The sequence below is a fragment of the Roseomonas sp. KE2513 genome, assembly GCF_016107305.1.
Lineage (GTDB): Bacteria > Pseudomonadota > Alphaproteobacteria > Acetobacterales > Acetobacteraceae > Roseomonas.
Map to the genome: position 1 here is coordinate 1 of NZ_RCVR01000011.1, position 24482 is coordinate 24482.

The window sequence follows — 24482 nt, forward strand, 5'->3', positions numbered from 1 at the left end:
TAGCCCGCTGCCCGGGCCGAAGAAGTTCACGATGCCCTGCGCCGTGCACCAGTCCCGCAAGCTGCGGTGTGTCTGATAATGGTGCGACCCCATGGCGGCGGAGGTGGAGTGGTCGATGACCATCACCGCCTTGTCCGGGCGGGGGATTCGGCCCACGCCGATCCGCTCCAGGTTGCGCTGGTGGCCGGGCCAGAAGAGTTCCTGACAGACCGTGTGGTCGGCCGAGACAGTGACGTACTCGCCCACCTCGACTGCGTCCCGCCGCAACGCGCGGGCGAGGATCTTCTGGGCAACCGATTGTCCGGCCATGCGGTCCCCTTCAGCCCGGCCGGGTGCCGGCAGCGCGGGAGACCTCGCCCCAGCGCGCGATCTCGCGACGGATGTGATCCATCAGCGCCTCGGGCGTGCCCGGCGCCGCGCTGGCGCCCTGGGTCGCGAAAACCCGCTGCACCTCCGGTTCCGCCAGCGCTTCCGTCACGGAACGGCGCAGCAGGTCCAGCCGGTCCGTGGGCACGGCCGCGGGGGCGAGGACGCAGTACCAGTTCATGAGCTCGATGTCGGGAACCCCGGCCTCCGCAAGGGTGGGCAGGTCCGGCAGAGCCGCGATGCGCTCGCGCGTCGTCACGGCCAGCGCGCGAAGCTGGCCGGATTGGATGAAGGGGAGCAGCGCCGGCCCCTCGCCGATCATCATTTGGATTTGTCCGGAGACGAGGTCGGTGGTGGCCGGTGCCGCGCCGCGGTAGGGCACGTGGACGATGTCGATCCCGCCATGCAGTCGCAGCAGCTCCCCGGCGAGGTGCGGCCCCGTGCCGTTGCCGCCGGACCCATAGGAGATCTTGCCAGGGTTGCGCTTCGCATAGGCGATCAGCTCCGCCACGCTGCGCGCAGGCAGGCCTGGATTCACGGCCAGGATTTCCGGCACCGCCGCCATCATGGAGATGGGCGCGAAATCCTTCAGCGGGTCATAGGGCATCTGCGGCATGAGGCTGAGCGCGCCGGCGAGCGAGCCCGTGCCGCCGATGCCGATGGTGTATCCGTCCGGCGGCGCCTTCGCCACGATCTCCATGCCGAGCACGCCTCCCGCGCCGCCGCGGCTGTCCACCACCACCGGCTGGCCCAGGCGTTCCGTCATCGCGCGCCCCATAGCGCGGCTGAAGGCATCGGCAGGACCGCCGGGCGCGTAGGGAAGCACGAGGCGGATCGGCCGGTTGGGGAAGGTTTCGGCACGGGCGGCGCCCGCGCGCACCAGGCTCAGCGCGACGCCCAGCTTCAGAAATTCGGCCCGACGCATCCATTCCTCCTGACATGCGCCCGTTGGCCGGGCTGTACCGGCCTTCATGGGCTGATCAGGAAGAAAAAAGCAATAGGTCAGTCCATAGAGCTTTATCAGCCCACCGCCTGCCCTTCTCCATGCAGAAACCCGCGACGGCTCGGCCTAGGGATGCCAGGGCGCGTCGCCATCCGGGGCCTCGCCTCCTCAGGCGGACCGGGTGCCCTACCCCGCTTCGCTTTCGTCTACCGGAACCTCAAGCTCCAGCATCCGTGAGGCGAGGCACTTGCCGTGCGCATCGAGGGCAAGCGATCGGGTGACGCCGCCGCCGAGCGCGCCCTCCAACACGAAGTTCAGCGCGCCGATGCCGGGAAGCGTGTAGCGGCGCACCTCTCCCTGCACGATGCCTGCGAAATGCGCGGCGACGCGCTCGGCCGTCACTTCGCGCTCCAGCCGCGTGTACTCGGCCGGATCGTAGGCGATGACGGAGATGCAGGAGATGTCACCCTTATCGCCCGCGCGGGCATGGGCGAGGTCGCGGAGGATCATCTCAGGCTTCCACCCAGGTCAGGCCGATGCGCGGCTCGGCCTCGGGAATGAGGCAGGAGCGGATGCCGATCACCTCTCGTACCGATTTCACCACTCCTCCCCCGCTCGCGGGGCCGTTGAGGTAGAGGCTGTCCACCTCATGCCCGATCCGCTCCGCCTCCTCGGGCGAGGCGCAGCGGCCGATGACGCGCACGCGCACCTCGCGCGGCTCGGGTGCACCGGCGGCGTGGCCGAGGATGGAATCCACCCCGATCAGCTCGAAGCGCAACTCCTCCGCCTCATGGCCGATCAGGCGCAGACGCTCCCGAACGATCTCAAGCGCCAGCCGTCCGCGGGCCGCGGCGCCGGGGCCGGCATAGGAGATCTGCCCCTCCCCAAACCAACCCTCGTGGCAGCCGACGGACACCTTGAGCGTGCCCGTCCGCGCCGTGCCATCGCCGCCGGAGACGCGCACCGCGTCCTCGCCCGCCGGCTCGATCCTGACGCCGGAGAAGTCGGCGACGACATCGGGCTGGAGGTAGCGCGCGGGGTCGTGCACCTCGTAGAGAAGCTGCTCCTTGACGGTCGCGGCCGTCACCCGCCCGCCAGAGCCCGGCACCTTCGTGATCGTCGCCGTCCCGTCCTCGGAAACCTCGGACAGCGGGAAGCCGAGGCGCGCGAGGTCCGGCACCTCCTTCAACCCTGGATCGGCGAAATAGCCGCCCGTCACCTGGCCCGCGCATTCAAGAAGATGACCGACGACCGTGCCGCGGCCGAGGCGGGTCCAGTCGTCCGCCGCCCAGCCGAACTCGTGCATCAGCGGGCCGAGGAACAGCGCCGGGTCGGCGACGCGGCCGGTGACCACCACCTCCGCCCCGGCCGCCAGCGCCTCCATGATCGGCTGCGCGCCGATATAGGCATTGGCGGAGACGAGGCGGTTGCCGAGGGCCGCGACGGTGCCGCCCTCGTCGAGCGCGGCGTCCGTCCCGCGCAAGCTGTCCGTCACGTCGTCACCCGTCACCGCGGCGATCCGCAGGCCGGAGAGACCCAGGCCGCGAGCCACTTCCGCCACGCGGCGGGCGGCCGCGAGCGGGTTGGCAGCGCCCATGTTCGTGACGATGCGGATGCCTTGTCGGCGGCAGGCCGGAAGCACCGCGCGCATGCGGGCCGCGAGCAGCGTGTCGTAGCCTGCCTCGGGGTCGCGCCGCCTTGCGAGCTGAGCGAGGGCGATGGTCCGCTCCGCCAGGCACTCGAAAACGAGGTAGCGAAGGCCGCCGTGCTCGGCCAGTTCCACCGCGGGCTCGATCCGGTCGCCGGAGAAGCCGGAGCCGGCGCCGATGCGGACCGTCTTCACCCGCTCAATCCGGCCTGATGTTGCCGGCGCGGACCACCTCACGCCACTTCGCGATGTCGGCCTCCAGCCAAGGGCGGAAGTCGGTGGGGGACATGCCGACGGGTTCCAACCCCTGCTCGTTCAGCTTCGGCCGCAGCTCGGGGTCGTTCAGCGCCACCGTCAGCGCGCGATAGAGGCGGTCGAGGATCGGCGCGGGCAGGTTCGCCGGTGCGAAGAGCCCGTGCCAGGCCGCGACATCGAAGGGTTTCACCCCCTGTTCCTCTACGGTCGGCACCTCGGGCGTCCATTCGAGGCGGCGCGAGGAGGTGGTGGCGAGCGCACGCATCTTGCCGTCGCGCACGAAGGGCAGCACGGCCGTCACCTGATAAACGGTCATCGCCACTTGGCCCGAGATAATGTCCGTGAGCGCCTGCGCGCCGCTGCGATAGGGCACGTGCTCCAGCGGCACGCCGGTCAGCTGCTTCAGAAGCTCCCCCGCAAGATGGCTGGAGGTGCCGTTGCCGGCCGAGGCATAGGAGGCGCCGCCCCGCTGCCCCTTCGCCCAGGTGAGGAATTCCTGCAGGTTCCGCGCGGGCACCCCGTTGCCGACGACCAGCAGGTTCGGCGCGTTCGTGACAAGGGAGACCGGCGTGAAGTCACGCAGCACGTCGTAAGGCAAACGCGGCATGAGCGAGACGTTCACGGAGTGGGAGGCGATGCTTCCCATGCAGAGGTTGTAGCCGTCGGGCGCGGACTTCGCGACGGCCTCGGAACCGACCACGCCGCCGGCGCCCGGCCGGTTCTCGACAACGATCGGCTGGCCCAGCTCCTGCGACATCCGCGGCGTCACGAGGCGTGTCATGATGTCGGTGCTCGTACCGGCACCGAAGGGAACGATGACGCGGATGGGCCGATCGGGCCAGCTGGCCTGGGCGAGGGCTGCGCGGGAGAGTGCGGGAAGCGCCAAGCCGCTGCCTGCGGCAGCCAGTATCCGACGCCGCGGGAACCCGGGTGACATGGCCATGCTGGCGTCTTCCTCCATCGTTGCGGGGAAGAGAGCCGGAAGGAGACGGATAATACAATTGAAAGTTCTTTAGGCCGCCCATAATGAACCTCTATGAGTGTTTCGCTGCGGCAGATGCGCGCCGTCGTCGCGGTGGCCCGGACAGGAAGCCTCGGCCGAGCGGCGGCGTTGCTCCACCTTTCCCAGCCTGCGCTCACCGTCCAGCTGCGCGAGGCCGAGACCGCGCTGGGGCTGCGGCTCTTTGACCGTGGCGCGCGGGGAGCGGTGCCGACCGATGCGGGGCAGGGACTGGTGGAGGCCTTCGCACGGGTACTGGAGGATCTCGACGCCGTGGTGGCCGGCGCGAAGGAGGCCGCTGCGGGGCGGGCCGGGCTTGTCCGCCTTGCCGTCCTGCCCTCGGTCGGGACGACGGTGCTGCCTGCTGTCCTCCTCCGCCTGCGCGCGGCCCATCCGGGCATCAGGGTCATCGTTCGCGACGCGGTGGCCGGAGGGGTCGTAGCGCTAGTGAGGAGCGGCACCGTCGAGCTTGGGATCGGCACCGAGATCGAGCGCGATCCCGAAATCGAGGTCACGCCACTTTTTGAGGACCAGATGGTCGCCGTGCTGCCCTCCGGTCACCGGTTCGAGACCCGCCGCGCAATCCCGGTGTCGGAGCTGGCGGGGGAGGCGCTCGTGCTGATGGACCCGGAGAGCAGCGTGCGCACTCTTTTCGACCGGGCCTGCCGCGCGGCGGGCACGATCCCGCTGCCCGCCTATGAGGTGACCTACATGAGCACCGCGGTCGCCCTCGTGCGGGCCGGCCTCGGCGTGGGTGTCCTGCCCTCCTCCGCCGTTGACCTCCGCGTCGCCCCGGTCCTCCACACCCGGCCGATCAGGGCGCCGGAGATCAGGCGCTCGATCAGCCTCATCCAGCGCGCCGGGCGCAGCCTTTCGCCCGCGGCCGAGGCGCTCAGGAGCAGCCTGCTCCCCAGGGAGGGCGACCCGAACCCGTCGTAAGGGAGCCCCGGGGCGTGCCCCTGGCTCCGGGTGGGTGCCTTTCCAGCCTGCTTCCCCTCATTCTACAAGGCGCCCGCCCGGCGTGGTGAAGGTGCGGCCCCGATGATCTCCAGACTTCCCCGTCGTCGATGAGGGCACCTCTCCGGCGCCGTTTCCGGCCCCTCCTGTGCCTGGCCCTGGCCTTCCTGGCCGCCGGATGCTCGCTCGGCGACACGATCGGGCGGCACGGCATCGCCTATAATGGCAGCGTGCAGACGGCGACGGATACCGTGCTCCTCCTGAACGTGCTGCGCGCGCGGGACCAGGCGCCGCTGCACTTTACCGAGGTGGGCGCCATCCACGGGTCGCTCAGCCTGTCGGCGGCGCTTGGTTACGACCTCTCGAACGTCAACGGCGGCACGGAACCGGCACTCATCGCCACCACCAGCCCGAGCTTCGACATCGCGCCGCTGGACCGGCAGGAATTCGCGCGCGGCCTGCTGCGGCCGATCGACCCGGCGCTGCTGCGGCTGCTCTCCGACCAGGGATGGCCGGCGCAGTTGCTGCTCCACCTGCTGGTGTCGCGCTTCGACGAGGGGCCGGGCGGGCGGATCGCGGTGAACGACCCTCGCCGCCGGCAGGACCTGGACCCGGCAACGCGCGCGGCCTGCGCCCGCGAGGGGCTCGCGGCCCGCGCACCCTGCGATCCCTTCCAGGCGATGGTGGACGCGATCACCGGCCACGGCCCACTGCAGTTCAACGGCTACACGCGCCTCGTGCCCGTCGGGCCCCGCCTGACGAGGGCCGAGGCGATCGCCCCGGAGAACCTCACCACGGCCCGGCAGCCGGGAATGACGATGCGGCAGGACGGCACGGGCTGGCAGCTCTACCGCGCCCTGCCCCAGCTCGTTGTCTGCGTGCCCGGCGGTGCCGGCAATGGGACGCCGGGGCGCTACACCGCGCTCGCCCTCGACAACGACGCCCCCCAGGCCTCCCCCATGTCGCAGGAGGGCTCTCCCTGCACGGCGGACGAGGTGGCGGACCGGCCCTCCGGCGCGGGCGAGGCGGCAACGCCCGGCGTTTCCTGGTACCTGCGCTCGGTGGACGAGGTGCTGCGCTACCTCGGCGAGGTGCAGCGGCGCGAGGAGGCGGGGATCCCCTACCGCATCAACATCGGCGCCGCGGGCACGCCCCGCCTCTTCCGCCTTTGGTCCGAGAGGCCGACCCGGCCGCGGCTCTCGGCCGAGTACCAGGGACGGCCCTGGTGGGTGGCCGAGTACGACGAGGGCGAGGACCTGACGCTGCGGGTGCTGGCCCTGACGACGCAATTGCTGAACCTGCAGAAATCCGCCTCCGAAATCCCATCGGCTGGAACCCTGCGGCTCGTTCGATAGGGGCGCTTGCGCGTTGCCGTCAGGCTTGCGCCGCCATGGCGCAAGGGAGCAGATCATGTCCGACGACCCCACCGCTTCCCACGGCCGCTTCAACATCATGGCGATCGCCGGGAGCTTTCCGGAAAGCGCCGACACGCTTCTCCTGGATCGCTACCTCACCAACGAGGCGGCCGCGAGCGCGCGCGTGTTCCGTGTCTATCGCCCGACGCCGCCGCACTACCACGCGACCTGCGACGAGTACCTTTACGTCGTCTCGGGGCGCGGCACCTTCTGGATGGAGAGCGCGGACACGCAGGAGGAATTTCGGCCGGGCCAGCTTCTCTTCTTCCGGCGCGGCACCGTGCACGCGATCCCGGACCTCCTGGAGGGGCCGGTGGTCTTCCTCTCGGTGGACACACCCCGGCGAGATCCGAAGGACATTATCTTCGTGAATCCCGCGGACGGCACGCCGGAGAGCTTCATCAGCCAGCACGGGGCTTGAAGGCTCTGGCCGTCGCGGCGCCAACGGCAGGCGACGGGTATCAGGTGAAGCGGCGCCGAATCATGTCGCCTACACCGGCACCGCCGGAGGATCGGCTCAACCCACGTAGGATGGCCACGGCACCGAGGATGACGAGGGCGTCCTCGACGAGACCGGTCGGCGTCTGGCCGTAGCGCGGCATGGTCGCGACCCGCGCGCGCCAGCCGAAATAGGAGGCGACGACGGCCGTGGAGCCGCCGAGCAGCGCGGCAGGCCAGCGCTGCCGAAACGGAGCGAGCGAGGCGCCCGCGATGGCGCAGGTGATGAACCGCGTCGCCAGGCCGATCGGCACGATACGATCGGGAGCGGATTTCAGCTTGTCACCGGCGAGCTCGGCCGCTGCGAGAGCCAGGGTGGCAGTGGCGACCGCCGGATGCCCCAGAAGACGGGGGGCGCCGTTGCCTGGGAGCAGGCCGCCGCGCGCTGCCGCCACGGAGACCGCTGCCAGCGGGGTCATTCCGCGCTGTCCGCCGACCAGGCCCATCAGGAAGGAGGCGAGCATGTCATCATCTCCGAACGATCAGCCGGGAGAACTCGTGCCGCGCGCGGGAGTTCCGGGCGCCTGATTGCCGATCAGGAGGCAACCGCGCCCGCGCTAGGTCCTTCTCCCCCCTGCACGCCGACGCTCCGGCGGAAGGAGACGCAACACATGCCAGCCAGCAAGCGCTTCGCGCCGCCGGGCCCCCTCGGCTTCGGCGGCGCCCCGCTCGGGAACATGTTCGAGGAGGTGACGGACGACGTCGCCGCGGCCACCCTCGGGGCCGCCTGGGACGCCGGCATCCGGTATTTCGACACTGCGCCGGAATACGGGCCAGGCATCTCCGAGCACCGCTTCGGCCATGCCCTTCGCGACCGCCCGCGCGACGACTTCGTTCTCTCCACCAAGGTGGGCCGCCTGCTGCGGGCGGACGCGAGCAAGGGCGGCAAGCACGGCCCCTTCGTGAAGGGCCTGCCCTTCCGGGTGGACTACGACTACACGGCCGATGGCGTGCGGCGCTCGATCGAGGACAGCCTCCAGCGCCTTGGGCTGGCCCGGATTGACGTCGCCTATATCCATGACTGCGCGGAGGACGCGCATGGCGAGCGCTGGCGTGAGGTGTTCGACATCGCCATGAAGGGCGCCGCCGTGGCGCTGACGAGGCTGCGGGAGGAGGGCGTCATCCGTGGATGGGGCCTGGGTGTGAACCGGGTGGAGCCCTGCGTGCTCGCGCTGGAGCGCGCGGACCCCGACGTCTTCCTGCTCGCAGGGCGCTACAGCCTGCTGGACCACCCGGCCCTCGACGTGTTCTTCCCGCGTTGCGCGGACCAGGGTGTCAACGTGGTGGTGGGCGGCCCCTACAACTCAGGCCTCATCGCGGGCGGCAGGACCTTCGAGTACCAGGAGGCCCCGCCCGAGAAGGTGGCGGCGCGCGACCGTCTTGCCGCGATCGCGAAGGATCACGGCGTGGACCTGCGTGCGGCTGCGCTGCAATTCTGTGCCGCCCACCCGGTGGTCGCCTCGGTCATCCCCGGCACCAAGAACCCGGCGCGCGTGCGGGAGAACGTCACCCTGATGAGCCAGCCGATCCCGGCTGCCTTCTGGCAGGAACTGAAGCGGACGGGCGTGCTGCCGGAGGGAGCGCCGACGCCGGCGGGGTAAGCCCCGCCCGCGTGCGGCCGCGGCTTGCGACACGCTTGCGCATCGGGAATGCTCCGTTTCCCAGGCGTGAGACGCGGCGCCGTCCGCCACCAGCGCGCCCCTCTCCCGGGCAAGCAAGCGAGGAAGCGTTCCATGACCACCATCCGCCGCTCCGAATTCATCGCGCTGGCTGCCGGGGCAGCTGGCCTCGGCCTCGCGCCGCGGGCACGCGCCGCCGACTATCCCACCCGCCCGATCGAGCTGATCGTCCCCGCCTCTGCCGGCGGCGGCACCGATGTGCTGGCCCGCGCCTTCGCCGAGGCCGCGAAGAACCACTCGCCCCAGCCCTTCATCACGGTGAACCGCCCCGGCGCGAGCGGCGCCATCGGCTTCGCCGAGACGCTGAATGCCCGGCCGGATGGCTATAAGGTCTGTGTCGTCTTCGTCGAGTTGGCGATCCTGCCCTTCCTGAACCAGATCAAGTTCACCGCCGACGACTTCCGCATGATCGCGCAGCTCAACGCTGATCCTGCCGCCATTATGGTGCGCACGGAAGCGCCCTGGCAGACGATCGAGGACTTCCTGGCCGAAGCCAAGCGCCGCCCGGGTGGGGTGACCCTCGGCGATTCCGGCGTGGGCTCCATCTGGCATCTCTCCGGCGCCGCCATGGCCGAGAAGACCGGCGTGCGCTTCCTTCACGTTCCTTATCCCGGTGCGGCGCCGGGCCTGACGGCGCTGCTCGGCGGCCACGTGGACGCCATGTGCTGCGGCCCCGGGGAGGCGAATGCCTTCGTGCAGGGCGGCAAGATGCGCGCCCTGACCGTAATGGCCGACTCCCGCGTTCCCGGCTTCGACACGGTACCGACGCTGAAGGAGCGCGGCGTGGACCTGACCATCGGCACGTGGCGCGGCCTGGGCGTGCCGCGCGCGACCCCCGCGCCGGTGGTGGAGGTGCTGGGCGACATTGCCCGCAAGGCCGCCGCCGAGCCGGGCTTCAAGGAGGCCCTGGCCAAGGTGAATCTCGGCTACAGCTACGCCGACGCGCGGACCTTCGACGCGCATATCGCGAAGGATCGGGAGTTCTTCCGCGAACTGGCAGGGCGCCTGCAACTGGGCTGAGGGCGCCAGGGCACCGCGGGCGTGATCCCTTCCGGCTCAGTCCGCAGCGTCGCTGAGGACCAGGTGGCGCTGCCCCGCGAAGGGGAACTCGCCCACCACGCGCATGCCCAGCTTTAGGTGCGCCTGAAGGGAGCGAGGGTTGTCCGCGCGAATGAACAGGACGGCCTCGCGCCCTGGGTAATACCGCCGCGCCTCAGCATGGAGGGCGGCCAGGAGGCCCCTGCCCCGCTCCCGCGCGTCGATGCAGACCGGGCCATAGACGTAGGCAGACGGACCTCCGGGATAGGCGTCGAGCATGGCGGCGACTGCCGGCCCTGCGGCTTGCGTCCCCTCGCTCGTGAGCAAGGCACCGACCAGCCGGTCCCCGTCGCTGGCCACGATGATGGCATCGCCGCGGGCGAACCATTGCTCGACCCGGTCCAGCGACCAGTCGCCGGTCAACGCCCCGCCATTTGCGGAGGAGTTTTCGACGATCAGCGCTGCAACGGCTTCAAGATCGCCAGTGCCGGCCAGCCTCGTCCGGATCATCAATCTCCCCTTCTTCGATGAGCTTCCGGTGCCCGATGCAACACGATCCGTCCGGCGGGATCTACAACTGGGATTCGACTGGGGCTTGGCGAGCAAGCCAGGCCAGCGCGCGCCGCGCTGTGGACGCATCGGGCTCGGTCCGGCAGGCCGCCTGCGCTCCGCCGATCGTCGCCGCCCACCGGAGGCTCCCCGCTCGGTCGATGGTCACCTGCCAGCTGCGGTCCGGGCGCGCCAGGCGCGCATGCTCCTCGCGCACTCCTTGCGCGACGACCACGTCGTCAACAAAGGTCCCCATCTCCGTGTTCAGCGCCCGCGAACGAGGATCGAGGTTGAACGAACCGACGAAGGCGCGCGCGCCATCGACGGCGAGCGCCTTCGTGTGCAGGCTCGCGCCACGCGAGCCAAGCATGCTCGTGCCCTCCCCGCCGGACGGCCGAAGTTCGTGCAGTTGCACGCCGGCACGCAGAAGCCGCTTGCGATAGCGTGCATATCCGCCATGAACGGCAACGACATCGGTTGCGGCGAGCGAGTTCGTCACGACCGACACATGCACTCCGCGCGCCGCGAGATCCTCCAGAAGCGCCGCGCCTTCCTCGCCCGGAACGAAGTAGGGGGAAATGAGCAGCGCCTCCTTCTTCGCCCCTTTGAGGAGCCGGACAACGTCCGTGACGAGCCATTCGGCCGCAGTCCCCTCGCGGGCTGCTTTATCCGGCGGGTCCGCAGTAACCCGTACATCCGCCGCTGGCGCCGAGACCAGGCGGGCCGGCTTGCCGTAACATTTCGACGTGGAGGCACTCTTGAGGATTTCCGCGAAGAAGGGCTCTGCCGCCGCCAGCTGGGTCGCCCGATCCAGCCGGTGGGAAAGCCTGCGCAGCCCGCCCCGGCGGTTGTGCGGTGCCCGGCTCACCTGCGCGACCGGGCGCGACAGGCGGTGGTGCCAGTAAGCCTCGAAGATCGATTTCGCATCGCGCGCCGCGGCGCCGGTCACGGCAAGGTCGAGGTCGCGGAAGTTGAACGTGTCTGAGGCGTCGAAGTACTCGTCGCCAACGTTGCGCCCACCGAGGATCGCCAAGCGCCCGTCGGCGACCCAGGCCTTGTTGTGCATCCGCCGGTTGAGATGCCATCCGCCGAAAAGCATCTCCAGCAGGAAACCGAGGTGCCCGAAGCGCCGCCACTGCGTCGCATTGAAAAGGCGGACCTCGATATGCCGGTGCGCGTCCAGGGTCGAGAGCAGCCTCTCCCGGCCGATCGCATACATGTCGTCGAGCAGTAGCCGCACGTGGACGCCTCGATTGGCGGCCTGCAATGCCTCGCGGGCGAGCAGCTTGCCGGTCAGGTCGTCCCGCCAGATGTAGTACTGCAGATCGAGCGTCTGCGTGGCGAGCCGTGCGGCACGTGCGCGCGCCGCGAAGGCCGTTCGCCCGCTGACAAGAAGCCCGAGGCCGGTTTGTCCCCACCCGGCCTCGGCGCGGATCGATGCCGGTTCATCGCTCCGGCCGGGTAGGGCAAGGACCATGGCTAGGCTACCTCCGGGATTGCATCCTCGGACAAGCGAGCTCTCGCGACCATGCCCAGGTTGAGCGTCGCGCTGAGTGGTAGATGGTCAGAGGCAATCCGCGCGAGCGCGGTGTTGTGCACCTCCACGGCCTGGATCAGGCCGCGGCGGTTCACAAGGATTCGGTCGAGCGGCAGCGTCGGGAGGCGGCTCGGGAACGTCGGAACAACAGGCCCCGTCTCACCGAAGCTTTTCTCCAACATGCAGAGCGAGGAGCGGCGGCCCAGGCGCCATTCGTTCAGGTCACCGATAACGACGCTGGGCGCGTCCGTTCCCTCGGACAAGGCGGCGAGAATGGCGGCGGCTTGTCCCTCGCGGTGCCGCTTGAGCAGGCCAAGGTGAGCGGCGACGAGGCGCAGGCGCCCCATAGGCAAGTCCAGATCAACCATCACCGCACCGCGGGGCTCGCCCCCGGGCAGTGCAAGGCGACGAACGGCGGCGACCCGGCCGACCCTGATCAGCAGAGCGTTACCGTGCCAGCCGTGGCCGCCCGGTGCGCTCGATATCGGCACCATCCGAAGGCCTGTGCGCCGCTCGATCGCCGTCATGTCCAGCAGGCCGATGCGGCGTCCGAAACGGCGATCCGCCTCCTGCAACGCAACGATGTCTGCGTCGAGTTCTGCGATGACATCAGCCACGCGCGAGGGATCGAAGCGCTTGTCCACGCCAATGCATTTGTGAACATTGTAGGACGCGATCGTGATCAAGCCATCTGCGTGCCGCCCTCTCGCCGGCTCCCTCGGTGTAGGCGCCGGCCGTCGACGAACCGTCATATGCACGCCATGTGGAAGCGAAACCCCTTCACGCGCGAGACGCGCGAGGAGCCGATCCATGCTGCGGTCGGCCCAGGTTGAGAGGTCCATCATGGGCCGCATGAGCTAGTCTTCCGTGCCATCACTGCCAAGGGGAATATGTGCCGGCATCAACCGGATGACCACCGCACCGGTTTCGCGCCGCCATGGCGGTAGCCGCGCATCGCCGGCCGCGCTTCAAAGGTGCACGGCTCACCGGACCTCTCGCTACCGAGGCGTCGGAGAGGCGGATCAGGTGCATGAGCGACGGTCCGCAAGCCTCACGGATGGGTTTGCCGCGGATCATCGATGCCCTCCCGCGCGGCCTCCGTCGCCAGCCAGGCGCGCAGCGCGGCGAAGGCCGGATCCGCCTTCCGCTCCGCGTCATGCAGCAGGGTGAAGCTGCGGGTGGTGCTGCGGATGAAGGGGTGTGGCGCGGCCACGCGACCGGCTGCGATATCCGCACCTACCAGGGCGCGTATGGCGAGCGCGACGCCGAGCCCCTCGGCGGCCGCGTCGAGCGCGAGGGCGATGCTTTCGAACCGGGGCCCGCGGGTGGGGTCCGGCACCTCGATTCCGGCGGCCGCGAGCCAGCGTGGCCAGTCATCCGGCCGCTGGCGTGAGTGCAGCAGCGTCGCGCGGTGCCAGTCGAAGCCGGGCAGGAGCGCGGGGGAGATCACCGGCATCGTCTCGATCGGCACGAGCGGCAGGGAGAAGAGGCCCAGCCGGGGACGGGCATCCGCCACGGCGATCACAGCGTCGAAGGCGCCGGGCAGGAGTTCCAGCGGATCGGCGCTGGTCTGCAGGTCCAACTCCAAGCCTGGATGGCTCTCCCGCAGGCGGTTCCAGCGAGGGATGAGCCACCGGCTGGCGAAAAGCGTGTAGGCACCGATCCGCAGCCTCCTTGGAGGCGCCGCCTGACGCATGGCGACAAGGCCGGCCGCAATGCGGTCCAGCCCCTCCTTCGAGGCGGCAAGGAGCGCCTCCCCGGCAGGGGTGAGAACGAGCCCGGCAGCGCTACGGGTGAAGAGAGCCGTGCCAACCTCCTCCTCCAATGCACGCACGCCGCGGCTGACGGCCCCGGGCGTGACGTGAAGCTCGCCGGCCGCGCGGGTGACGCTGCGGTGGCGCGCCGCAGCCTCGAAGTTGCGGAGTGCGACGAGGGAGGGAAGACGCCGGTAGGTCATGCTCCGTTGAGCCTAACTCAACGAAGATGCCAAACAAATCGATTGGAGCCCCGGGTCGCCGGTACCACCCTCGGGGCAACCAGGCATCGAGAAACGCTCCATGCACATCCGCCCTCCCGGCCCTCCGGCCGGTGCTGCCGCGATTCCCGATAGCCAGGGGCTGAACCTGTTCCGCGCCGACCCGGTGCTGGCGCGGATGGCCTCGCTCTACCTGCCGGAGGGGCTCGCCGCGCATCTGGCCCCGCATCTGGACCGACTGGGCGCGCTGGCGGGCGGCAGGCTGGACCGGCTGGCCATGGAAGCGGACGGGAACCCTCCGGTGCTGCACCACCGCAACCGGCGGGGCGAGGACGCGCAGTCCGTCGAGTACCACCCGGCCTATCGCGAGATGGAGCGGCTGGCTTTCGGGGAATTCGGCCTCGCGGCCCTGTCGCATCGAGGCGGGGTGCTGGGCTGGGATGCCCCTATGCCGCCGGCCGCGAAGTACCTACTGACCTATCTTTTCGTGCAGGCGGAATTCGGCCTTTGCTGCCCCGTCTCAATGACGGACAGCCTGACGCGAACGCTGCGAAAGTTCGGCGCGCCCGAGTTGGTGGCGCGCTACCTCCCGGCGCTGACGAGCCAAGACCTAGATGCCCTGCACCAGGGCGCGATGTTCATGACGGAGCAGGGCGCGGGATCGGACATCGCTGCCACCGTAGTCAGCGCGGCGCCCCGCGAGGATGGCACCTGGGCGCTGAGCGGGGACAAGTGGTTCTGCTCCAACCCGGATGCGGAGCTGGCGATGGTGCTGGCGCGGCGCGAGGGCGGCGCGCCGGGCTTGAAGGGTGTCTCCCTCTTTCTCCTGCCGCGCGAGTTGCCGGATGGCACGCCGAACAGCCATCGGATCGTTCGTCTGAAGCCGAAGCTCGGCACGCGCTCCATGGCCTCCGGCGAGGTGACGATGAACGGCGCCGTTGCCTGGCTGGTGGGGGAGCCGGAGGCCGGCTTCCGCCAGATGGCGGATATGGTGAACAACTCCCGACTTTCGAACGGCGTGCGCGCGGCGGGGATGATGCGACGCGCGGTGACGGAGGCGCTGTTCATCGCGCACCGGCGCGTTGCCTTCGGCCGGCGACTCGTCGAGATGCCGCTGATGCGGCGACAACTCCTGAAGATGTCCGTTCCGATGGAACAGGCGCGGACGATGGTATTCCAGACCGCCGATGCCCTGCGCCGAGCCGATGCCGGTGAGGAAGGCGCCTACGCGCTGCTGCGTATCCTGACGCCATTGCTCAAGTTCCGCGCCTGCCGCGACGCCCGCAAGGTGACGGGCGACGCGATGGAGGTACGCGGCGGCTGCGGTTACATCGAAGAGTGGTCCGACGCCCGGCTGCTGCGCGACGCCCATCTCGGAAGCATCTGGGAGGGCACGAGCAACATCGTCGCGCTGGACGTGCTGCGCGCCGCGACGCGAGAGGGATCGCTGCCTCTGCTGCGCGACCATGCCCGCGGGCTGCTGGGGAACAACGAAGCGCTGCCCGAGGCAGCGGCGGCGCTGGAACGCGCGATCGCCCTCGCGGAAGCGGCGCAGGACGATCCGGCGCTCGCGCGGCAAGCGGCCTCGGCGCTGTATCACGTGACCTCCGCCGCCGCGATGGCCTGGGAAGCGGGACGGCTGGGCCTGCCGGAACGGCTGGCGCTGGCACGGCTGGTGCTGCGGCACCGCGTGCTACCGCGCGACCCGCTGATGGCGGAAGAAAGGGATGAGGCCGACCGGGACCTGCTGAACGATCCCGGCGCAGGAATGGAGAGGAACGCATGATGGATCGTCGCACCCTTATGGCCGCGGCGTCGCTCGGCGCCCTGGCACGGCCCGCACGGGCGCAGCCGGGCGCAAGGCCCGTCACGCTCGTCGTCCCCTTCTCGCCCGGTGGGCCGACGGACCTTATCGCTCGGCGGCTTGCGGCAAGCCTCGGGGAAGGCCTGGGGCAGACAGTCGTGGTGGAGAACCGCGCGGGCGCAGGCGGGAACATCGGGGCGGAGTTCGTCGCGCGCTCCGCGCCGGACGGGCACACGATCCTCTTCGGCACCTCGGGGCCGCTTACGATCAACAGGATGCTCTATCCCGGGCAGTCCTACGATCCGGCCAAGGATTTCACGCCTGTCGCACCGCTCGGGCGCATCCCGAATGTGCTGGCGGTGAACGCGAACGTTCCTGCCGGGAACGTGCAGGATCTGATCGTTCTCTCGAAGCGCGAGCGGCTGGCCTTCGGCTCCTCGGGGAACGGGGCGTCCTCGCATCTCGCGGGGGCGCTATTCAACTCGATGGCGGGCACGAGCATCGAGCACATCCCCTATCGCGGCACGGGACCGGCGCTGAACGACCTGGTGGCCGGGCACGTGGCCATGGTGTTCACCGACGTGCTGACCGCGCTCCCTCACCTGCAGGGCGGCCGCGTGCGGGCGCTTGGCATCACGACAGCGGAACGCTCCGCCGTGTTGCCGGACCTGCCGACCGTGGCGGAGCAAGGACTGCCGGGCTACGATGCCTCAGTCTTCTTCGGCTTGGTATTGGCGGCAGGCACGCCGGAACCGGTGCGGGAGCGGCTTCGTGCGGTGTTTGCCACGACAATCGCTCAGCCCGAGATGCAACGCTTCCTCGAGAACCAGGGCATGCAGGTCGCGCCAGAGCTGACACCGGCGGCGCTGACCGCACTCATGGCGTCAGAGACCGCGCGCTGGGCGCGGGTCATCCGTGAGGCGAAGGTGAAAGCTGATTGAGGGCCAGTAGCGGCTGTCGGGAAGCCTTCCCAGCCCATACCTCTCCCTCCGCCGTCCCCGACGGGCCTCGCCTCTCCGGCGCAGGCCGCACCACCACCATGTTCCATAAGAAATTGCCCAGCCCTTACGAGGGCTGGTCAGACTCGGCGGCCGAGTGGCGGCGCACTCGCACACCAACCCACAACATCGACGATTAAAACGGAGAAAATGGCGGAGGGGATGGGATTCGAACCCACGATAGGACTTGACATCCTATAACGGTTTAGCAAACCGCCGCCTTCGGCCACTCGGCCACCCCTCCGCAGGAGTGGAAGTCACACGGCGTTGCAGAAGGCGCTTCTAGCGATCCCCTCGCGCCGCGTCAAATCCTCCCCGCAGGACATTCGGGCGTTCGCCTCAGGAAAGCGCCACCTCAAAGCCGCGCTGCACGGCGGGCCGCGCCATCATCCGCTCGTACCAGGCACCGACATTCGGCAGGTCGTCGAAGGGCACCATGTGCCGCTCGTGCCGCCACGCCCAGCCGAGGATGGCAAAATCCGCGATGCTCGGCTCTCCCTCGGTTGCCACGTAGTCGCGGCCCGCCAGGCGCTTGTCCAACACGCCGTAGAGGCGCCTCGTCTCCTTGCCGTAGCGGGCAAGCCCGTAGTCCCGCGCGGGCCCCTCGGGCTGCATGAGGAAGTGATGCACCTGGCCCGGCATCGGCCCGAAGCCGCCCATCTGCCACATCAGCCACTCCAGCACGGGCACTCGCGCGCGGAGATCACGGGGCATGAAGCGCCCCGTCTTCTCCGCCAGGTAAAGAAGGATCGCGCCGGACTCGAAAATGCTGATCGGCTGCCCGCCTGGTCCCTCGTCGTCCACGATGGCCGGGATGCGGTTGTTCGGGCTGATTGCCAGGAACTCGGGCCGGAACTGCTCGTCCTGCCCGATGTTCACGGTCTTCACCGTGTAGGGCAGCCCCATCTCCTCCAGCGCCACGCTGATCTTGCGGCCATTGGGCGTGTTCCAGCTGTGCAGGGTGATCATCGGTCTCTCCTCTGCCGGGAGCATCGCCTCCCCTCGTGCGCCTGGAAAGGGACCCCACCCGGGCCTGGAAGCACCGCGGCCGGCGAACGATATCCGGACCCCATGCCCGCCGCCCTCGAGCCACCCGCCGGCCTCGCACGCCCCTGCCCGCCCGAGGCGCCGCTGGTCGGCCTTGCCTATCTGCGGGCCATCATCCGCAACCCGCTAGACGCCATCCCGCAGGCCGCCTTCGAGCGGCCCATGCTCCACCGCCGCGTGCTTGGGCGGGAGCGGCTCCTCGTCATGGCGCCAGAGCTGATCGAGCGGGTCCTCCTCACCGACGCAGCTGCCTTCGCGAAGTCGGACACCATGCGCCGCGCCCTCAGCCCCGCGCTCGGCGAGGCGATCCTCACGGCCGATGGGGAGCGCTGGCGCCGGCAGCGCCGGGCCGTCGCGCCGATTTTCCGCCCGGAGCGCCAGCGCGCCTTCCTGGGCCCGATGCTGGAGGCCGCCGCCCGCACCTGCGACCGCTGGCTCGCCCTGCCCCCCGGCACCGAGGTCGAACTCGGCCACGAGATGATGCGAACCACCTTCGACATCATCGTGGAGACGATGCTCTCTGGCCAGGGCGCCATCGATGTGGCGCGAGTGGAAGCGGGCATCACCGAGTACCTGGCGAGCACCGGCTGGGCCATCGCCCTGGCCATTCTCGGCGCCCCGGCCTGGACGCCCCATCCGGGCCGCCGCCGCGCCGCCCGTGCGCGGGATCACCTCCGCGCCGAATTGCTGCGGCTGGTCGCCGAGCGCCGGCGCCTCGGCTCCGGCCGCGACGACCTGATCGCCCACCTCCTGGCCGCGCGCGATCCGGAGAGCGGGGCGGCGATGGACGACCGCGATATCGCCGATAACCTCCTCACCTTCATCACCGCCGGGCACGAGACCACGGCCCTCGCCCTCACCTGGGCCTTCCACCTCCTGGCTCACTATCCGGCGGAGGAAGCGCGCCTGCTGGACGAAATCGCCGCCGTGACGCGCGGCGCCCCGTTGAGGCCGGCCGATATCTCCTCTCTCACCCGTACGCGGCAGACCATCCAGGAAGTCCTGCGCCTCTACCCGCCCGCCCCGATCATCGCCCGCACGGCGCAGCGGGCGACGAACCTCGGCGGCGCGGCAGTGGAGGCGGGCACGACCGTGCTCATCCCTGTCATCGCCACCCATCGCCACCGGGCGCTCTGGGAGGAACCGGACCGCTTCGAGCCGGGCCGCTTCACGCCCGAGGCCGTGAAAGCCCGCCACCGCCACGCCTGGATTCCCTTCGGCGCCGGGCCGCGCACCTGCATCGGCGCCGGCTTCGCGATGGATGAGGCGACCGCCATCCTCGCCACACTCCTCCCTGCCGTCGCGCTGCGGCCAGAGCCGGGCTTCGATCCTGGCCTGTCCATGCGCATCACCTTGCGCCCTGCGCGCGGCATGCCGATGCGCGTTCTCCCCCGTCGCCCGGCGGCCGCGGGCGAAGCCCTGGCCCCGGCCGGCGCCACGCCCCATCATGCCGATGACCGCCGAGGATTCGCTTGACGCCATGCCAGTCCCCATCACCGGGCCCGGGCCGAGCCGCCCCGCAGGGCTCGACGACGCCACCGCCCTCATGCGCTACGATGCCAACAAGCGATCGACGCTGGTGGCCTATCTTCTCTGGTTCTTCCTCGGCTCCTTTGGCGCCCACCGCTTCTACGCGGGCCGCACGGGCAGCGGCGTCGCCCAACTCGTCATCACGCTGCTCTCGATGCTCATGACCTTCGTGCTGATCGGCTATGCGGGCCTCTTCGTCGTCGCCCTCTGGGTCCTTATAGATGCCTTCCTCATCCCCGGCATGATCCGGAATCACAACAACCGGCTCATCGCCTCGTTGGGGCGCTAGGCGGGCGACCATTCTGTCTGACTGAATGAAACGGTGACGATCCTCGTGCGTCCTCCTCTCAGACGGAGGGGTAGCAGCAACATGGCCGATGACGGCGTCCTCGATTGCCTGATCATCGGGGGTGGTCCCGCTGGCCTTACCGCGGCCCTCTATCTCGCCCGCTTCAACCGCCGCATCGCCCTGGTGGACGGCGGCGCCAGCCGGGCCGCCTGGATCCCCAACACCCACAACTTCCCCCTCTTCGCGGAGGGGATCGCCGGCCCTGCCCTGCTCGATCGCCAGCGGCAGAACCTCGCGCAGTACGGTGTCGAGCCCCGGCTCGTCCGGGTTGCGGCGATTGAGAAGCGGGAGGGCCACTTCGTCGCCGCGCTCGAGGACGGCGGCCCCCCGATCCTCGCCCGCCGTGTGCTGCTCGCCACCGGCGCCGTCGACGTCGAACCCGCCCTGCCCGACCACCCCGATGCCCTGCAGCGCGGCCTCATCCGATACTGCCCGATCTGCGATGGCTACGAGGCGCGCAACCGCCGCGTCGCCGTCCTCGGCCACGGCGCCCGGGGCCTGGGGGAGGCTGTCTTCGTGGCGCGCAGCTACACGAAGGACGTGACGCTGCTCACCCTCGGCCAGCCCCTCTCGAATGATGACGAAGCCCGTGCCCGCGAGCACGACATCACCGTCATCACCTCTCCTATCGAAACGCTGGAGGTGGAGGGCGACCGCATCGCCGCGCTGCGCGCCGGGGGCGACGAGTACCGCTTTGATACTCTCTACTCCGCGCTCGGCCTGAAGGTCCGCTCCGACCTCGCCCTCGCGCTGGGTGCGGAGCACGACGAGGTCGGCGCACTGATCGTAGACGATCACAACCGTACCAGCATCTCCGGCCTTTACGCTGCCGGGGACGTGGTGCGGGGTCTCAACCAAATCGTCGTGGCCATGGGCCACGCCGCCGTCGCCGCCACCGACATCCACAACCGCTGCGAGCTGCCGACCGAGGACGAGCCGGACAAGCCCGTCCGGCCGGTCAGGCTTCCAGCTTCGCCTTCAGCACCTCGTTCACCAGAGCCGGGTTGCCCTGCCCCTTCATCGCCTTCATGACCTGACCAACGAACCAGCCGAACAGCGTCGGCTTCTCCCGGTACTGGGCGATCTTGTCGGGATTGGCGGCCAGGATCGCGTCCACCGCAGCCTCAATGGCGCCGGTATCCGTCACCTGTCGCAGCCCGCGCTCCTCCACGATGGTGCCGGGCGGCTTGCCCGTTTCGCCCATCGCCTCCAGCACCTCCTTGGCCATCTTGCCCGAGAGGGTGCGGTCCGCGATCAGGTCCAGCAGCGCCCCAAGATGCTTGGCCGTAACCGGGCTATCCACGATCCCCTTGCCCATGCGGTTCAGCATGGCGAAGAAGTCGCCCATCACCCAGTTGGCCGCCACCTTCGGGTCGCGCCCCGCCGCCACCTCCTCGTAGAAGGCGGCCGTCTCCCGCTCGGCCACCAGCACCGAAGCGTCGTAGGCCGAGAGGCCGAACTCGTTCACGTAGCGCGCGCGCCGCGCGTCCGGCAGCTCCGGCAGGCCCTGGCGCAGCTGCTCGATCCAAGCAGGATCGATCACCAGCGGCGGCAGGTCCGGATCGGGGAAATAGCGATAGTCGTGCGCGTCCTCCTTGCTCCGCATGGAGCGCGTCTCGCCGCGCGTGGTATCGAAGAGCCGCGTTTCCTGCTCGACGGTGCCGCCCGACTCCCAGACCTCGATCTGCCGCCGCGCCTCCGCTTCCACCGCCTGCATGACGAAGCGGATGGAGTTGACGTTCTTCACCTCGCAGCGCGTGCGGAACTCCTCGCCCGCCTTTCGGACAGAAACATTCACGTCCGCCCGCAGCGACCCCTCCTCCATGTTCCCGTCGCAGGTGCCGAGATAGCGCAGGATCTGCCGCAGCTTCGTGACATATGCCCCCGCCTCCTCCGGCGAGCGCATGTCAGGCTCCGACACGATCTCCATCAGTGCGACGCCGGAGCGGTTGAGGTCGATATAGGACTTCGACGGATGCTGGTCGTGCAGCGACTTGCCCGCGTCCTGCTCCAGGTGCAGGCGCGTGATGCCGATCTCCTTCACACTGCCGTCCGACAGCTCGACCGTGATCACCCCCTTACCGACGATTGGGTGGGCGAACTGGCTGATCTGGTAGCCCTGCGGCAGGTCCGCGTAGAAGTAGTTCTTCCGGTCGAAGCGTGACCAGGGATGCACCTCGGCATTCAGCCCGAGCCCCGTGCGAACGGCCTGGGCCACGCATTCCCTGTTGATCACCGGCAGCATGCCCGGGAAGCCCGCGTCCACGAAGCTCACCTGGCTGTTCGGCGCGGCGCCGAAGGCGGTCGCCGCCCCGCTGAACAGCTTCGCGTTGCTGGTCACCTGGGCATGCACCTCAAGCCCGATCACCAGTTCCCAGGGGCCCGTCTCGCCCTCGATGGTGTAGCTCATGCGAAGGCCCTCACCTGCGGCAGCGCCGTGATTCCGGCCGCGCGCTCGATCGCCGTCCCCACCGCGAAGACGGTCTCCTCGTCGAAGTTCCGCCCCAACACCTGCAGGCCGAGCGGCAGGCCCTGGCGGTCGAAGCCCGCCGGCACCGCGAGGCCCGGGTTTCCCGCCAGGTTCGCCGTCACGGTGAACACGTCGTTCAGGTACATCGCCACCGGATCGTCCTGCTTCTCCCCGGCCGCGAAGGCGGCGGAGGGCGTCGCCGGCGTCACGATCGCGTCCACCTTGGCGAAGGCCTCGTCGAAGTCGCGCTTGATCAGCGCTCGCACGCGTTGGGCGCGGACGTAATAGGCGTCGTAGTAGCCGGCGCTCAGCACATAGGTGCCGATCATGATCCGGCGCTTCACCTCGTCCCCGAAGCCCGCCGCGCGGGTGCGCTCGTAGAGGTCCTTCAGGTCAGCGCCTTCCTGCCGCATGCCGTACCGCACGCCGTCGTAGCGCGCGAGGTTTGAGGAAGCCTCGGCCGGCGCCACGATGTAGTAGGTCGGCAGGGCGTATTTCGTGTGCGGCAGGGAGATGTCGACGATCTCCGCCCCCTCGGCGCGCAGCCAGTCCAGGCCCTGCTGCCAGAGCGCTTCGATTTCGTCCGGCATCCCCTCCAGGCGATACTCCCGCGGCACACCGATCCGAAGGCCCTTCACGCCGCGCGCGCAGGCGGCGGCGAAGTCCGGCACGGGCACATCCGCGCTCGTCGCGTCGCGCGGGTCATAACCCGCCATGCTCTCGAGCAGGAGCGCGCAGTCCTCCACCGTGCGGGCGACGGGGCCCGGCGTGTCCAGCGAGGAGGCGAAGGCCACCACGCCCCAGCGCGAGCAGCGCCCATAGGTCGGCTTGATCCCCGCGATCCCGCAGAAGGCCGCGGGCTGCCGGATGGAGCCGCCCGTATCGGTCGCCGTGGCGCCCATGGCAAGCCGCGCCGCCACCGCCGCCGCCGAGCCGCCAGAGGAGCCGCCGGGCACCAGTGTCGTGCCGTCGTCGTTCCCGCGCTTCCAGGGGTTCTCCACTCCCCCGAAGGCCGAAGTCGCGTTGGAGGAGCCCATCGCGAACTCGTCGAGATTAGCCTTGCCGAGGAACACCGCCCCGTCCCGTAGCAGGTGGGAGGTCACGGTGCTCTCATAGGGCGGCACGAACTCGCCAAGGATCCGGCTGGCGGCGGTGGTCCGCACCCCCTGCGTGCAGAAGAGGTCCTTGATGGCCAAGGGAATGCCCTCAAGCTTCCCGGCCACGCCATTTGCCCGCCGCGCGTCGGAGGCGCGCGCGGCCTCCAGGGCGCGCTCGGCCGTCACGGTGATAAAGGCGTTCAGGCGGGGGTTCAGCGCCCCGATCGCCTCCAGATGCGCCGCCGTCAACGCCTCCGAGGTGACAATCCCCTCCGCCAGAGCCTCCAGGGCGCCGCGGATCGTGAAATCAGTGGGATGCATCACTCGACAACCTTCGGAACGGAGAAGAACTCGCCGGCGCGGTCCGGGGCATTGGCGAGCACCGCCTCCGCCTGGCCACCATCGGTCACCACGTCGTCACGCATGGGCATGGCCGTGCCCCCGCCACCCGAGAGGGGTTCCACGCCCGAGACATCCACCGCCTGCAGCTGCTCGATCCAGCCGAGGATACCGTTCAGCTCCGTCTGCAGGCGCTGGTCCTCCCCTTCCTCCAGGTGCAGCCGGGCGAGCGAGGCCACGCGCCTCACGGTCTTCAGGTCGAGCGACATGGTCGGGCGAGTTTCCCAGGGTTATCCGAATTGGGGTCAGGAAGCCGCCACGCCCCCGCAAGTCAAGGGCCAGGAGCCGGCCCGCCCTACGACGGGCGCGGCGTGGCCGCTCGCGCTACACTCCGCCCATGCCCATTACCCCCCTTCCCGCCCTACGGGCCGCCTTGCCCCGCCACGCGCGCCTTATCGGCCTGGACCCCGGGAGCAAGATCATCGGTATCGCGTTGTCGGACGTTCTGCTGATGCTCGCCTCCCCCTATGCCGCCCTGCCCCGCGGCAAACTCGCGCCCACCGCCGCGGAGATCAGGCGCATTGCAGAAAAGGAGGGGGCGGCCGGTCTCGTCTGCGGCCTGCCGCTGGGGATGGACGGATCCTTCGGCCCCGCCGCCCAGGCCGCCAAGGACTGGGCCATGGCTGTCTCGGAGGCGGCGGGCCTTCCCGTCGCCCTCTGGGACGAGCGCCTCTCCTCCTCGGCCGTGAACCGCATGATGATCGAGGCGGACCTCACCCGCGCCAAGCGCGCCCGGGCCGTGGACGCGGCCGCCGCCGCCTACATGCTCCAAGCCGCGCTCGACGCCACGCGGCCGTGATGCCGGCACGGGCGGGGGCCGCCCGAACGCGGCCGCGCCTCGCTCGCTGATCCTCCTGTTGCCGAACTGGCCAGGCGGGGCCGGAGCGTCCCAGCTTTGGAACAACTCGGGACAAGACTGGGGTGCTTC

25 protein-coding genes and 1 tRNA gene are annotated in these 24482 nt (G+C 69.9%); 11 read left to right on the plus strand and 15 right to left on the minus strand.

Annotation, left to right across the window (positions count from 1 at the left end; translation table 11 throughout):
• From D9599_RS12870 to D9599_RS12890, 5 genes are all read right to left on the minus strand, one after another.
• On the minus strand, positions 1 to 309 hold a 309-nt coding region (locus D9599_RS12870), incomplete at its 3' end, for a hypothetical protein (RefSeq protein ID WP_198381641.1).
• Between the two features lie 10 nt (positions 310 to 319).
• Entirely contained in the window at positions 320 to 1291 is a 972-nt protein-coding gene (locus D9599_RS12875; protein ID WP_198381642.1) for a tripartite tricarboxylate transporter substrate binding protein, read from the minus strand.
• A gap of 204 nt (positions 1292 to 1495) precedes the next feature.
• Positions 1496 to 1819 (minus strand): hypothetical protein, encoded by a 324-nt coding sequence (locus D9599_RS12880; RefSeq protein ID WP_198381643.1) that lies wholly within the window; start codon positions 1817 to 1819, stop codon positions 1496 to 1498.
• Between the two features lies 1 nt (position 1820).
• On the minus strand, positions 1821 to 3152 hold the full coding sequence (locus tag D9599_RS12885; protein WP_198381644.1) for an acyclic terpene utilization AtuA family protein: 1332 nt from the start codon (positions 3150 to 3152) through the stop codon (positions 1821 to 1823).
• A gap of 4 nt (positions 3153 to 3156) precedes the next feature.
• Positions 3157 to 4155, minus strand: coding sequence for a tripartite tricarboxylate transporter substrate binding protein (locus tag D9599_RS12890; RefSeq protein WP_232480461.1), 999 nt, complete (start codon positions 4153 to 4155; stop codon positions 3157 to 3159).
• A 93-nt stretch (positions 4156 to 4248) separates the two neighbouring features.
• Between D9599_RS12890 and D9599_RS12895 the strand changes: the two genes are divergently transcribed.
• The 3 genes from D9599_RS12895 (at position 4249) to D9599_RS12905 (ending at position 7005) form a co-directional block, all read left to right on the plus strand.
• On the plus strand, positions 4249 to 5151 hold the full coding sequence (locus tag D9599_RS12895; protein ID WP_198381645.1) for a LysR family transcriptional regulator: 903 nt from the start codon (positions 4249 to 4251) through the stop codon (positions 5149 to 5151).
• Between the two features lie 128 nt (positions 5152 to 5279).
• Positions 5280 to 6524 carry a hypothetical protein gene (locus D9599_RS12900; RefSeq protein ID WP_198381646.1) on the plus strand — a complete coding sequence of 415 codons (1245 nt, stop codon included), beginning with the start codon at positions 5280 to 5282 and terminating at the stop codon, positions 6522 to 6524.
• A gap of 55 nt (positions 6525 to 6579) precedes the next feature.
• Positions 6580 to 7005 carry a cupin domain-containing protein gene (locus D9599_RS12905; RefSeq protein WP_198381647.1) on the plus strand — a complete coding sequence of 142 codons (426 nt, stop codon included), beginning with the start codon at positions 6580 to 6582 and terminating at the stop codon, positions 7003 to 7005.
• A 40-nt stretch (positions 7006 to 7045) separates the two neighbouring features.
• On the opposite strand, the gene D9599_RS12910 is transcribed toward D9599_RS12905, so the two are convergent.
• Entirely contained in the window at positions 7046 to 7546 is a 501-nt protein-coding gene (locus D9599_RS12910; RefSeq protein ID WP_198381648.1) for a hypothetical protein, read from the minus strand.
• A gap of 147 nt (positions 7547 to 7693) precedes the next feature.
• On the opposite strand from D9599_RS12910, the gene D9599_RS12915 reads away from it, so the two are divergent.
• On the plus strand, positions 7694 to 8683 hold the full coding sequence (locus D9599_RS12915) for an aldo/keto reductase (RefSeq protein ID WP_198381649.1): 990 nt from the start codon (positions 7694 to 7696) through the stop codon (positions 8681 to 8683).
• A 132-nt stretch (positions 8684 to 8815) separates the two neighbouring features.
• Entirely contained in the window at positions 8816 to 9781 is a 966-nt protein-coding gene (locus D9599_RS12920; protein ID WP_198381650.1) for a tripartite tricarboxylate transporter substrate binding protein, read from the plus strand.
• 36 nt (positions 9782 to 9817) lie between these two features.
• On the opposite strand, the gene D9599_RS12925 is transcribed toward D9599_RS12920, so the two are convergent.
• The 4 genes from D9599_RS12925 to D9599_RS12940 form a co-directional block, all read right to left on the minus strand.
• Positions 9818 to 10309, minus strand: coding sequence for a GNAT family N-acetyltransferase (locus D9599_RS12925; RefSeq protein WP_198381651.1), 492 nt, complete (start codon positions 10307 to 10309; stop codon positions 9818 to 9820).
• A 61-nt stretch (positions 10310 to 10370) separates the two neighbouring features.
• Entirely contained in the window at positions 10371 to 11825 is a 1455-nt protein-coding gene (locus D9599_RS12930; protein WP_198381652.1) for a phospholipase D family protein, read from the minus strand.
• 2 nt (positions 11826 to 11827) lie between these two features.
• The gene (locus D9599_RS12935; RefSeq protein ID WP_232480462.1) at positions 11828 to 12571 is read right to left on the minus strand and encodes an endonuclease/exonuclease/phosphatase family protein; all 744 of its coding nucleotides are present in this window, start codon (positions 12569 to 12571) and stop codon (positions 11828 to 11830) included.
• A 365-nt stretch (positions 12572 to 12936) separates the two neighbouring features.
• On the minus strand, positions 12937 to 13842 hold the full coding sequence (locus D9599_RS12940; protein WP_198381653.1) for a LysR substrate-binding domain-containing protein: 906 nt from the start codon (positions 13840 to 13842) through the stop codon (positions 12937 to 12939).
• Positions 13843 to 13942: 100 nt separating this feature from the next.
• On the opposite strand from D9599_RS12940, the gene D9599_RS12945 reads away from it, so the two are divergent.
• Positions 13943 to 15646: an acyl-CoA dehydrogenase family protein gene (locus D9599_RS12945; protein ID WP_198381654.1), complete on the plus strand. Its 1704-nt coding sequence runs from the start codon at positions 13943 to 13945 to the stop codon at positions 15644 to 15646.
• On the plus strand, positions 15643 to 16605 hold the full coding sequence (locus tag D9599_RS12950; protein ID WP_198381655.1) for a tripartite tricarboxylate transporter substrate binding protein: 963 nt from the start codon (positions 15643 to 15645) through the stop codon (positions 16603 to 16605). Before D9599_RS12945 ends, D9599_RS12950 begins: the two co-directional genes overlap by 4 nt.
• Before the next feature lie 208 nt (positions 16606 to 16813).
• On the opposite strand, the gene D9599_RS12955 is transcribed toward D9599_RS12950, so the two are convergent.
• Both D9599_RS12955 and D9599_RS12960 read right to left on the minus strand, forming a co-directional pair.
• Positions 16814 to 16906, minus strand: a tRNA-Ser gene (locus D9599_RS12955).
• 95 nt (positions 16907 to 17001) lie between these two features.
• The gene (locus tag D9599_RS12960) at positions 17002 to 17631 is read right to left on the minus strand and encodes a glutathione S-transferase family protein (protein ID WP_198381656.1); all 630 of its coding nucleotides are present in this window, start codon (positions 17629 to 17631) and stop codon (positions 17002 to 17004) included.
• A gap of 102 nt (positions 17632 to 17733) precedes the next feature.
• On the opposite strand from D9599_RS12960, the gene D9599_RS12965 reads away from it, so the two are divergent.
• From D9599_RS12965 to D9599_RS12975, 3 genes are all read left to right on the plus strand, one after another.
• Positions 17734 to 19185 (plus strand): cytochrome P450, encoded by a 1452-nt coding sequence (locus tag D9599_RS12965; protein WP_198381657.1) that lies wholly within the window; start codon positions 17734 to 17736, stop codon positions 19183 to 19185.
• Positions 19186 to 19189: 4 nt separating this feature from the next.
• Positions 19190 to 19528, plus strand: a complete 339-nt coding sequence (locus tag D9599_RS12970) for a TM2 domain-containing protein (RefSeq protein ID WP_198381658.1) — start codon at positions 19190 to 19192, stop codon at positions 19526 to 19528.
• Between the two features lie 81 nt (positions 19529 to 19609).
• Positions 19610 to 20620: an NAD(P)/FAD-dependent oxidoreductase gene (locus tag D9599_RS12975; protein ID WP_198381659.1), complete on the plus strand. Its 1011-nt coding sequence runs from the start codon at positions 19610 to 19612 to the stop codon at positions 20618 to 20620.
• On the opposite strand, the gene gatB is transcribed toward D9599_RS12975, so the two are convergent.
• The 3 genes from gatB to gatC are packed head-to-tail and all read right to left on the minus strand — an operon-like array spanning position 20547 to position 23763.
• Positions 20547 to 21998 (minus strand): Asp-tRNA(Asn)/Glu-tRNA(Gln) amidotransferase subunit GatB, encoded by a 1452-nt coding sequence (gatB, locus tag D9599_RS12980; protein ID WP_198381660.1) that lies wholly within the window; start codon positions 21996 to 21998, stop codon positions 20547 to 20549. The two genes, D9599_RS12975 and gatB, sit on opposite strands and share 74 nt — an antisense overlap.
• Positions 21995 to 23476 carry an Asp-tRNA(Asn)/Glu-tRNA(Gln) amidotransferase subunit GatA gene (gatA, locus tag D9599_RS12985; RefSeq protein WP_198381661.1) on the minus strand — a complete coding sequence of 494 codons (1482 nt, stop codon included), beginning with the start codon at positions 23474 to 23476 and terminating at the stop codon, positions 21995 to 21997. The genes gatB and gatA overlap by 4 nt, the downstream gene beginning before the upstream one ends.
• Entirely contained in the window at positions 23476 to 23763 is a 288-nt protein-coding gene (gene gatC / locus D9599_RS12990; protein ID WP_198381662.1) for an Asp-tRNA(Asn)/Glu-tRNA(Gln) amidotransferase subunit GatC, read from the minus strand. Before gatC ends, gatA begins: the two co-directional genes overlap by 1 nt.
• A gap of 128 nt (positions 23764 to 23891) precedes the next feature.
• Here gatC and ruvX point away from each other — a divergent pair, with 128 nt between their 5' ends.
• On the plus strand, positions 23892 to 24353 hold the full coding sequence (ruvX, locus tag D9599_RS12995; protein ID WP_198381663.1) for a Holliday junction resolvase RuvX: 462 nt from the start codon (positions 23892 to 23894) through the stop codon (positions 24351 to 24353).
• Positions 24354 to 24482 lie beyond the last annotated feature (129 nt).